This window comes from Actinosynnema sp. NPDC059797 (assembly GCF_042732085.1).
Lineage (GTDB): Bacteria > Actinomycetota > Actinomycetes > Mycobacteriales > Pseudonocardiaceae > Actinosynnema.
Genome location: NZ_JBHWIE010000258.1, coordinates 1 through 10,089 on the forward strand (window position 1 = coordinate 1; position 10,089 = coordinate 10,089).

At 74.4% G+C, this 10,089-nt stretch carries 10 protein-coding genes; 6 read left to right on the forward strand and 4 right to left on the reverse strand.

The genetic code is table 11. The features are described 5' to 3' along the window. The first annotated feature begins 48 nt into the window (after window positions 1-48). Window positions 49-837, forward strand: coding sequence for an SDR family NAD(P)-dependent oxidoreductase (locus ACFV4N_RS33275; protein WP_499676620.1), 789 nt, complete (start codon window positions 49-51; stop codon window positions 835-837). A gap of 97 nt (window positions 838-934) precedes the next feature. Here the strand turns inward: ACFV4N_RS33275 and ACFV4N_RS33280 are convergent, their stop codons facing one another. Together ACFV4N_RS33280 and ACFV4N_RS33285 are read right to left on the reverse strand one after the other, a co-directional pair. Next, window positions 935-1,756 carry a bifunctional DNA primase/polymerase gene (locus ACFV4N_RS33280; protein ID WP_499676621.1) on the reverse strand — a complete coding sequence of 274 codons (822 nt, stop codon included), beginning with the start codon at window positions 1,754-1,756 and terminating at the stop codon, window positions 935-937. Beyond that, window positions 1,753-2,430, reverse strand: a complete 678-nt coding sequence (locus ACFV4N_RS33285; RefSeq protein ID WP_499676622.1) for an MFS transporter — start codon at window positions 2,428-2,430, stop codon at window positions 1,753-1,755. Before ACFV4N_RS33285 ends, ACFV4N_RS33280 begins: the two co-directional genes overlap by 4 nt. 236 nt (window positions 2,431-2,666) lie before the next feature. On the opposite strand from ACFV4N_RS33285, the gene ACFV4N_RS33290 reads away from it, so the two are divergent. The 4 genes from ACFV4N_RS33290 to ACFV4N_RS33305 all read left to right on the forward strand — a co-directional run bounded on the left by ACFV4N_RS33290 (window position 2,667) and on the right by ACFV4N_RS33305 (window position 5,731). Then, entirely contained in the window at window positions 2,667-3,242 is a 576-nt protein-coding gene (locus tag ACFV4N_RS33290; protein ID WP_499676623.1) for a hypothetical protein, read from the forward strand. 162 nt (window positions 3,243-3,404) lie between these two features. Further along, window positions 3,405-4,577: a cytochrome P450 gene (locus ACFV4N_RS33295; protein ID WP_499676624.1), complete on the forward strand. Its 1,173-nt coding sequence runs from the start codon at window positions 3,405-3,407 to the stop codon at window positions 4,575-4,577. Between the two features lie 121 nt (window positions 4,578-4,698). After that, on the forward strand, window positions 4,699-5,250 hold the full coding sequence (locus tag ACFV4N_RS33300) for a hypothetical protein (protein WP_499676625.1): 552 nt from the start codon (window positions 4,699-4,701) through the stop codon (window positions 5,248-5,250). A gap of 256 nt (window positions 5,251-5,506) precedes the next feature. Then, complete coding sequence (locus tag ACFV4N_RS33305; protein ID WP_499676626.1) at window positions 5,507-5,731, forward strand: hypothetical protein; 225 nt, start codon at window positions 5,507-5,509, stop codon at window positions 5,729-5,731. A 153-nt stretch (window positions 5,732-5,884) separates the two neighbouring features. Here the strand turns inward: ACFV4N_RS33305 and ACFV4N_RS33310 are convergent, their stop codons facing one another. After that, window positions 5,885-6,259, reverse strand: a complete 375-nt coding sequence (locus ACFV4N_RS33310) for an ATP-binding protein (protein ID WP_499676627.1) — start codon at window positions 6,257-6,259, stop codon at window positions 5,885-5,887. 344 nt (window positions 6,260-6,603) lie between these two features. On the opposite strand from ACFV4N_RS33310, the gene ACFV4N_RS33315 reads away from it, so the two are divergent. Next, complete coding sequence (locus tag ACFV4N_RS33315) at window positions 6,604-8,616, forward strand: SpoIIE family protein phosphatase (RefSeq protein ID WP_499676628.1); 2,013 nt, start codon at window positions 6,604-6,606, stop codon at window positions 8,614-8,616. Between the two features lie 110 nt (window positions 8,617-8,726). Here the strand turns inward: ACFV4N_RS33315 and ACFV4N_RS33320 are convergent. After that, window positions 8,727-10,089, reverse strand: a 1,363-nt coding sequence (locus tag ACFV4N_RS33320) for an ABC transporter ATP-binding protein (RefSeq protein WP_499676629.1), incomplete at its 5' end; no start/stop codon positions are given.

Here is a 10,089-nt window from a genome sequence, read left to right on the forward strand (position 1 = left end):
CCCTCCGTCCAGTGAGCGGGCCGACCCCGACCTGGTTAGGGTCACCGCGTGGACGTGGCGGTGGTGACCGGGGCGGCGCGCGGGTTCGGGCTGGAGATCGCGCGGCGGTTGCGCGGGCGCGGGTACCGGGTGGTGCTGACCGACCTGGACGACGCGGTCACCGCCGCGGCGGCCGGGCTCGACGGCCTCGGGGTCGTGGCGGACGTGCGGGACCCGGCGGCGCACCGGGAGGTCGCGGCCCGCGCCGCCGACCTGGGCAGGCTGTCGCTGTGGGTGAACAACGCCGGCGTGCTGGCCACCGGCGCGGCGTGGGAGCACGACGACGACGCGGTGCGGCGACTGGTCGAGGTCAACGTGCTGGGCGTGGTGCACGGCAGCCGGGCGGCGGTGGAGGCGATGCGCGGGCACGGCGGCACGGTGCTCAACGTCTCGTCGATGTCGGCGCTGGGGCCGGTGCCCGGGTTGGCGCTGTACGCGGCGACCAAGGCGGCGGTGCTGAACTTCGGGCTGGGCCTGCAGGGCGACCTGACGCGCGCCGGGGTGCCGGTGCGGGTGCTGACGTGCTGCCCGGACGCGGCGGACACCGACATGGTCCGGCAGGTCCGGTCGGACCCGGCCTCGGCGGTGCTGTTCTCCTCCGTCGGGGGGCTGCTGTCGGCGGCGGAGGTGGCCGACCGGGCGGTCGGGATGCTGGACGGGCGCCGCCTGGTGCGGACGGTGCCGGCGCACCGGGCGGTGATGGCGCGGGCGGGCGCGGTGGTGCCGACGGTGGGGTTGCGGGCGATCGAGGTGCTGCGGCGGCTGGGCGAGCGCCGGCGGCGGCGCGCCGGGGGTTGACGCGGCGGGGTCGGCGCGGCGGGGTTGGGCAACCAGGTCGGCGCGGCAGGCCACTGCGGTGCGGCGAGGGTCGGCGCGGCGGGGTCGGTTCCGGGTTTCAGCGCAGCGCGCGAGGTCGGCGGCGGCCGAGGGCGAGTCCGTTGTCGACGTGGTGGCGGGCCTCCCGCCCGGTCCACCCCTCCACCCCGTCGTGCACCGAGGCGGCGTCGAGCAGCAGGTCCGCGGCGGTGTGCTCGTCGAGCCAACCCGCGCCGACCAGCTCACCCAACCGGCACGCCGCGGTGAACACCACGTGGGCCCGGACACCGGGCCGCGCCTCGCGCACGCGGTCCAGCTCACCCGCCACCACCGCGTCCCGGTAGGCGCCGACGCGACGGGGCGAGGGCCGCTGGACCGGGATCTCGACGTGCTCGGGCGGCGGCGGGGCGAGCACGTCGACCAACCACCCCGGCGCGGGCGCGACGGGCACGTCCCTCAGCACCCGGTAGCGGCCGTGACCGACGCGGGAACCCGCGGCCACCACGTAACCGCCGATCCCGCGGGTGTCGACGTGCGGGGCCACCCTGCCGACGCTGTTGCCCAGCGGCACGTCCGGCGCCAGGAAGTACCGGTGCTCTCCCCCGCCCGCGGTCGCCACGGTGTAGGTGTCGCGCGGGTCCTCGGCACCGTGCTGCCAGGCGCGACGGGCGAACGCCTCGCGGCCGTGGGGCACGTCCAAGTCGACCACCAGCAACCCGGCCGGGCCGCAGGCGATGCCGATGTTGCACGGACGACGGGCCCACCACTGCCGGATGCGATCGCGATCGGTGGTGGCCTCACCCTCCCAACCGCGCAGGACCGGCGTCTTGCCGTGCGGGCGCAGCGGTATCACCGGCCAACCGCGCGCCGCGGCGGCCAACGCCTCCCGGTACCTGGTCATGCGCTCCCCCTCCTGGTGCGGCGGCGGGGGAAGCACCGCTGCACCCAGTGTGCCCGCCCCGACGCGTCCGCGACACCACCGGGAGGGCCTTCCGCCCCGACGGCTCCGGGTAGCCGAACGCGGTGCGCGGCGAAGGTCCGGCGCAGCGGGACGATCAACAGCAACGTGCACGCCGTGACGGCCGCGAACACCGCCGCAGGCCCCCACAGCGCGGACACGGCACCACCCACCGCCGCACCCGCGGGCAGGCACCCCTGCGTCAGTGCCCGGTAGGCGCCGCCGACCCGACCCAGTCGCCCGGCGGGCACCACGGCCTGCCGGATCGACAAGGCCGGCACCGCCCACGTGCCACCCAGCACGCCACCGGCCGCGCCGAGGACCACCAGCGGCACGTGCAGGCCCGTCAACGGGGCCGCGAACACCGCGCTCCAGCCGAACCGCGACAGCAGCAGCAGGCGCGGCCACCCCAGCAGCGCGACCAGCCGCGCCGTCACCAGCGAACCGACCGTCGCACCGAGGCCCACCGCGCCGACGGCCACCCCGTACTGTGCGCCGGACAGGCCGAGCGGACCCGGCGGCACCGCGTACAGCACCAGGGCGGCGGCGTGGGCGGCGCTGCCCAGGGTGGTCGCGCCACTGGTGATCACCAGGATGCGCAGCACCGGGTTCCGCAACAGGTCACCGAGCCCCGAGGCACGCCACCCCCGGCCCCCCCCCCCCCCCCCCCCCCCCCCCCCCCCCCCCGGGGTAGCCCCGCCCCCCCCCCCCCCGGACCCGAACCCCTCCCCCGCCCGGACCCCCACCTCCGGGTTCTCCGGCACCCGGCTCCCCGGAACCCGATCCCCCGGCGCCCGGTCCCCCAGCCCGCCGGCCCCCGGCCCCCCACCCCCCGGCGCGGGAACCGACCAAGGTGATCACCGCGGCCAGCCCGCACATCCCGGCGGCGACCAGGGGCGGCACCACCGCGCCCGACTCGTGCAGCACACCCGCGGTCAGCGGCCCGGCGAACTGGTTCGTCAGCCGCGTGGCCACGGTCAACGCACCGTTCGCGGCGGTGCGCCCGGCCGGCTCGACCAGGTGCGGCACGGCCGTCTCCGCGCACGTGTCCACCACCACCTGGAGCACCCCGGCCACCAACACCACGGCCAACAGCACCGGCAGACCGGGCGCGCCCACCAGCAGCACCACTCCCAGTACCCCGGCCGCCGCGGCACGACCACCGTTGGCCAGGACCAGGAGCACCCGCCGATCCACCCGGTCCACCAGCGCCCCGACCGGCACACCCACCAACAGCCACGGCAACCCGCTCACCACCAGCACCGCGGTCACCGCGCCACCGCCCACCGCCGCCGCGACCAGCACCGCGGACGTGGCGAGCACCCCACCGGCCACGTCGGCGCACGCGGTCGCCGCGAGCAGCAGCACGAACCCGCTCCGGCGCGCCCCCGTCCCCCACCCGCCCATGCCGCGAACCTACCCGGGGTGATCCACCCCCGACCCCCCGTGCGAGCACATCCGCACCGCCCATCGCGACCGGTCGCCGACACGGCACCCCTCCCCCGAACGGCGCACCTCCCCACGCGGACGAACCCTGGCCCGCCCCCGGGCACCAGCCCTACGCTCGACGGACCGATCACCGGAGGCACCCGTGGACCAGGCTCGCAAGGTCGACCGCGGCGGCACCCACGCGGGCTGCCCCGTCCGGCAGGACCCCGACGGCGTGTGGCGGATCACCGGGTACGCGGCCGGACGGGCGTTCCTGCGCGCCACCGGCACCCGGCAGGCCGGGCTGGGCGTGGAGACCGTGGAACGCATGCCCGCCCGCGTCCGACGACCGGTGCTCTACCGCGACGGACCCGAACACCGCGAACACCGCCGCCAGACCGCCCGCTTCTTCACACCTCGGCGCGTGGACGAGACCTACCGGGCGATCGCCGAACGCGTCGCCGACGACCAGGTGCGACGACTGCGCGCCGCCGGCGAGGTCGACCTGGCGGACCTCGCGTTCCGGCTGGCCATCGACGTCACCTCGGCGGTCATCGGGCTGACCGAGAGCAGACCCGGCATCCAGGCGCGACTGGAGCGGTTCTTCCCCGAGCGGTTCGGCACACCCGGGTTCACCAGCCTGCGCGGCCTGTACTGGGTGGGGCGGCAGGTGCACAACTGGTCGGCGTTCTACTTCGCCGACGTGCGACCGGCCGTGCGGGCACGCCGGACCCGGCGACGCGACGACCTCATCTCACACCTGCTGGACGAGGGGTGCCACAGCGGCGAGGTCCTGGGCGAGTGCCTCACCTTCGCCGCGGCCGGCATGGTCACCACCCGCGAGTTCGTCGTGCTCTCGGCCTGGCACCTCTTCACCGACGACACCCTGCGCGCCCGCTACCTGGCGGCGGACGAACCCGGGCGGTTCGCCGTCCTGCACGAACTGCTGCGACTCGAACCGGTCATCGGCCACCTGCGGCGACGCACCACCGAACCCGTCGAGGTGCCGGGACCGGACGGACCGCTGACCGTGCCCGCGGGCGCCCTGGTCCGCGTGGACGTGGACACCGCCAACCTCGACCCGGACGCCGTCGGACCCGAACCCCTGGCCGTGCGACCCGGCCGCCCGCTCGCCGAGGGCACCGCCGCGACCGGGCTGACCTTCGGCGACGGCGCGCACCGCTGCCCCGGCTCGCACATCGCCGTGCTGGAGACCGACGTGTTCCTGACCAGGCTGTTCGCCCTGGAAGGACTGCGGATGACCAACGCGCCCCGGGTGGCGTTCAAGGAGGAGATCGCGGGCTACGAACTGCGCGGCCTGCGCGTCGCGATCTGACCCGACCGCGACGCGATTCGACAGACCGCACCCGGGTAACCGGGTGATGGGTTCACTCTTTCAGGGAATGAACGGGTGGGTCGCCACGGAGCGCATCGCCGTTGTGGCACCGTGAGTCGCGATGGGGCTGTTCATGGCAGAGGGCGACCTGGTCGCACGGTTCACCCGCCGGCTGCGGTTGTTCGACGCCAACGCCGACGACGTGGTGCGCAGGCGGGACGTGGTGGCGGTGGCCGACCGGCTGATCCGCGCGTTCCGGCTCGACCCGAGGTCCATCGGCGCGGAACGCGTGCGGACCGCCTACGAGGTGCTCTCCCTGGTCCTGGTGTCCGACTTCGGCGACCCCGCGCGCGACGAGGTCACCGGGACCGCGTTCGCAGCGGCACTGGCAGCGGACCCGAGACGGACCGTCGAACTGGGCGAACGGATCGCACGGGCCGACGCGATCGCGGTGCGCGAGTGCCTGGCGCGCATCGGCGCGCAGGTCAAGGCCGAGCAGGTGGCCGAGGTGGTGGTGGCGCTCGGAGCGCACCCCGGCGACCTGCCGGTGATCCAGCAGGCCCTGGAACCGGACGGCGCGCTGCTGCCACTGGCCTCGGCGCAGCGGGTGTTCGCCGACTACTTCGCGGGCTGCGGCGACCCACGCCTGTACGGCCGCCTCCAGCGGTCCTGACACCCGCGGCCGCCGCACCGCCCGGTGTAACACGATCGAGTTCACTCGGGCCCGAAAAACCCCGCGGCACAAAGCCGCACGTTAAGATCACAGCAGGCGCTCCCCTGCCATAGCGCCGATTCCGAGGGCGGTCGTCCTCACCCCTTCCTGCTCGATCGCGGTCGTCGACCGCCCGAAACCTCCTACGCCGCAACGCTTCCGGCAGCGCCGCGTCGGACGACTCCCGTCCCGACCTCGCACGTCCCAGGAGACGACCATGTCGTGCAAGAGAAAATCCACCCTCGTCGTGCTGCTCGGCCTGGGCGTCGGCGCCCTCACCGCGGGCACCTGCACCACCGTGTACACAGTGGACGATCGACGACCGGCGGAGGCGGACCGCGGGGCGTGGATCACTCCGGCGGTGCCCCGAATCGACCCGATCGACGGCACCACGAGCGGCCAAGCACCACGCTGGAGCCAGCTCCGGGAGGCCTTACCGTGACCCACTCCCGCAGGGCGCCGTGACATCAAGGCCATCTCTGATGCGCTGCTCATACTGGCGACCACAACCCCTCAGTGTTGTTTTCAAGCAACACTGAAGCAATAAAGAGCCCTGAACAAACCAGCACAGGGCTCGGTGCGCACCAGCGGGTTGTCAGTCCCGAAAAGCGATCTCGGCCCACACGGTCGTGTTGCGTCCCTGCGACACCACACCCCAGCGCTCGGACAGGGCGGCGACCAGCGTCAGCCCCGCCGCCGCCCGCCACGCCCCGCTCGGGCGCAGGGCGCGGTCGCGCACGCTGACCACCAGGCGTTCGCGCCAGCGGTCGAGGACCAGCTCGATCACGAACGGCGGCGAGCCGTGCTGCCGGGCGTTGTCGAACAACTCCCCCACCACGACGCCGATCAGGAGCACGTCCGCCGCGGGCCAGCCGTCGATGCGGTCGCGCAACCACGCGGCGACATCGTCAGGCGAGGTGGTGTCCTCGTCCTGGACGACGAGCACGGCGGTGTCGTTGCCGGCGGTCACGACTCGCGCCCGGTGGTGACGAGCGGGTGGACCGGTACCGGCCGGCCGGTCGAGAAGGGGGACACGGACGAGCCTCCCACGCGCGGGCGCGGGCGGACCTGACGATCACCTTGCGATCCCGCCGGAACCTCGGCGCACGACCCTCGGCGCACGACCCTCGGCGCAGGGCTCCCGGGGGCAGGCCCCTCGGCACAGGGCTTCTGGCGCACGACTCTTGGCACCAGACTCTTGGCGCGGGAATTTCGGCGCGGGAAACCGGGCAGCCGCGTGCGCTCCCCCGTGTGGGGGAGCCGACCAGGTCTCGACGGGCAGGGCTGTGCTCGCGACCCTAGGCTGGGCTGATCATGGATCCCGATTCCGAGTCGGCGCTCACCCAAGCGGGCGACCCGGCTGCCGTCATGGCTTGCTTCGAGGACCTTCCCGCCGCGGTCTGGGTGTTTCGCGGACCCGACCTGGTGGTGGTCGCGGCCAACCGCGCGGCGCGCACCTCCGTCGGCCACCGACCCGAGCTCCTCGGCAGACCGGTGCGCGAGGCCGTTCCGGAAGTGGCCGGTCAGCAGGTCTTCGACCTGATCGAGCAGTGCTACGCGGCTGGTCGGGTCGTGGTGGGCAGGGAACGGCGGGTGCTGGTCGACCGGGACGGCGACGGGCGGCTGGAGGAGGGCTTCTTCACCTTCACCTGCCTGCCCTTGCACGACGAGCACGGCACGGTCACCGGTGTGGTCGCGCACGTGGTGGAAGTGACCGAGCAGGTGTCCGCGCGCCGCACGGCCGAACAGCGCTACCAGGCCGTGCAGCACGTGGTGCATACGCTGCAACGCGCCCTGCTGCCGGACGTCCTGCCGGTCCTGCCCGGCGTGCGGCTGGCCGCCCGGTACGTGGTCGCGGACGACGAGCAGTCGGCCGGCGGCGACTGGTTCGACGCCGTGCCCATCACGGGAGGACGGGAAGGAGGACAGGCAGGAGGGCACGCCGCAGGGCGCTCAGCGGGGCAGGAGGAACGGTCTCCGGGTCGGGTGGCGTTGCTGGTCGGTGACGTGGTCGGGCACGGGACTGAGGCCGCCGCCGCGATGGGGCAGTTGCGCACGGTCGCGTTGAACGCGCTGTGGTCGGGCGCGGACGTCGAGGCGGTGGTGGCGCAGTTGGACGCCTTCGCCGCCCGCCTGCCCGCGACCCGTGCCGCCACCGTGTGCCTGGTCGAGCTGGACACCGGGACCGGCGTGCTGCGCGGCGTCAACCGCGGGCACCCGCCCGCGCTGGTGGTCTCCCCCGACGGCACGACCCGGTTCCTGGTGGGTTCCGGCCACGACGCCCCGCTCGGCGTCGGCAGGCCCGCGAACACGCTGTGGCACGACCGGCTCGGCCCGGACGACGCGCTGCTGCTGTACTCCGACGGCCTGGTCGAGCGCTCCGGCCGACCCCTGGCGGCCGGTCTGTCCGCGCTGGCCGAGGCGACCGCGTCCGCGGTGGGTCGGCCGGCCGACGAGGCGGGCGCGCGGCCGAAGGACCTGGCCGACCGGCTGTGCGTGGCCGCGGTGGAGGGCATGGGCCGGCTCGGGTACGAGGACGACGTGACCATCCTCGTCGCGCAGCACCTGGGCCGGCGGCAGCCGCCCCTGCGCCTGGAGCTGCCCGCGAAGCCGGCCGCGCTGGCGTGGCTGCGGCACGGGATCGCGGACTGGCTCGCCGCGCTGGACGTCGATGACGACCGCGCGTTCGCGGTGCAGCACGCGATCGGCGAGGCGGTCACGAACGCCATCGAGCACGCCTACGGCGACGGCCATGGCGAGGTGGTGGTCGACGCCCACCTGTCCGACGACGGCTTCGCCGAGTTCGCGGTGACCGACCAGGGCCGGTGGCGGCCCGTGCCCGAGTCGCCGGGCGACCGGGGACGCGGCCTGGCGCTGATGCGCCACTTCGCCGACCGGGTGGAGGTGGAGCCGGCCGACGACGGCACCACCGCGCGGATGGCCTTCGAGCTGACCCGCGCGCCGCACCTCGACCACCCGGAACGGCCCGTGACCCGCTCCGGGGACGCCCTGACCAGTGACCTGCGGCGCGGACCGCACCCGGTGCTGACGGTGCGCGGGCCGGTCGACGCCCACACCGCGGAGCTGCTGCACACCACCCTGCTCAACGCGAGCCGCGGTGGTGGGCGGCCCCTGGCGGTGGACTTGACCGGGGTGACGCACCTGGCCAGCGCCGGGGTCCGGCTGCTGCACGAAGTCGTCGCCGAGCTGGGCGTTGAACTGGTCGCGCCGGCCAACAGCGCGGCGGGGCAGGTGCTGGCGCTGACCGACCTGAGGTACCGGACCGACCTGCCCGATCGACCCGACCAGCCTGACCAACCTGGCTAACCCACAACCTGCCCCAGCCCCCGCCTGCCCGGTCGACTCAGGCCCGACCGACCCCGGCGCGGCGGCTACCGGAGGTCGATCAGCTCACCGGCTCCTGCTCTGGCTCCGCCCTACTTCGACTCCACAGTGGACAGCTCCGCCTCGTCGTCGAGGAAGCCGCCCGACTGGTGCCGCCACAGGCGCGCGTAAGCGCCGTTCGCGGTGAGCAGCTCGTCGTGCGTGCCCTGCTCGACGATCCGGCCCTGGTCGAGCACGACCAGCCGGTCCATGCGGACCACGGTGCTGAGCCGGTGGGCGACCACCAGCGCGGTGCGGCCGTCCATGAGCTGCCACAGGGCCTCCTGGACGAGGACCTCGCTCTCCGAGTCCAGCGCGCTGGTCGCCTCGTCGAGCAGCAGGATCGGCGCGTCGCGCAGGATGGCCCGCGCGAGCGCCACCCGCTGGCGCTGGCCGCCGGACAGCTTGACGCCCCGCTCCCCCACCAGGGTGTCGAACCCGTCGGGCAGCGCCTCGGCGAACTCCGTGACGTGCGCGGCCCGCGCCGCGTTCCGCACCTCGGCGTCGGTGGCGTCCGGCCGCGCGAAGGCGATGTTCTCCCACAGGGTCCGGTGGAACATGGCCGGGTCCTGCGGCACGTACGCCATGAGGCTGCGCAGGTCCGCCTGGCGCAGTTGGGCGATGTCCTGGCCGCCGACCAGGATCCGGCCGCCCTGGATGTCCATCAATCGCAGCAGCAGCCGGGTGAGGGTGCTCTTGCCGCCTCCGGACCGGCCGACCAGGCCGATCCTGCTGCCACCCGCCACGGTCAGGTCCAGGCCGGTGAACAGGGGTGGCGCGCCGGCGTGAGCGAAGGTCACGTCCTGGAAGCGGACCTCGGCCGTGGACGGGCGCAGCGGCACCGGCTCGACCGGGTCCACCACCTCCGGCGGGGTGAGCAGCAGCTCGGTGAACTGGGCCGCCTCGGTCAGGGAGCTCTCCAGCCGCCGGTAGATGTTGTTGAACTCGAACATGATCCGGGTCGCGTTGGTGAAGTAGGTGAACGCGACCACGATCGCCTCCACGCCGAGCGTCCCGCCGCTCAGGGCCACCGCGAGCAGCAGGCCCAGGGCGTTGGTGAGCACGGACATCGGCGCGATGATCGTGTCGATGCGGAGGTTGGCGTAGTCCCACGAGCGGATGGTGACCCGGCGCTGCTCGGCGGCGCGCTCGCGGTGCTCGGCGCCCTCGCGCCCCTCGGCCGCGAAGGCCCGCACCGCGTCCATGTTCGACAGGGTGTCGGCCACGTGGCCCGAGACCCGGGCGATGGCCGCCTCGCGCTGGTCGACCAGCTGCTGGCGGCGGCGGATCAGCGGGATCACGATCACGCAGGTGACCAGGATCAGGCCGATCAGCACGAGCACCAGCACCGGGTGGTAGCTCCACAGCACCACCGACGCGATCACCAGCGGCGGCAGGTAGTACAGGCAGATGTTG